We start from the raw sequence: 335 nt of genomic DNA, 5'->3' as shown, positions 1-335 counted from the left end.
GGACGATCACCTTCTTCGTTTAATTGATAAATATGTAGACTTTTCATTTCTTCTTGAAAAAGTACGTCCATTTTATAGTGACGATAACGGTCGTCCATCCGATCCCCTTTTACTTTTTAAAATGATGATTATTGGGTACCTCTTTGGCATTCGTTCAGAAAGGCAGTTAGAAAAAGAAATTAAAATGAACATTGCTTATCGATGGTTCTTAGGTTTAAAATTTCAGGATCCGGTTTCCCATCACTCTACGATTAGTTGGAATCGTCAACACCGTTTTAAGGATACTGATATCTTTCAAGATATTTTTGATGAAATCGTTCTTCAGGCAATGAATC

General features: G+C 34.9%; 1 protein-coding gene. It reads left to right on the top strand.

Annotated features, from left to right (window positions below; translation table 11 throughout):
- Positions 1-335 (top strand): transposase (locus tag M3234_RS29035; protein ID WP_262307955.1); only part of this gene is annotated, 335 nt, incomplete at both ends.

Origin of the sequence: Neobacillus niacini, from assembly GCF_023715785.1 — a bacterium.
In the GTDB taxonomy this organism is placed as follows: Bacteria; Bacillota; Bacilli; order Bacillales; family Cytobacillaceae; genus Neobacillus; species Neobacillus niacini_E.
Note: the sequence above shows the minus strand (reverse complement) of the source record. Positions and strands in the feature narration are given on the sequence as shown.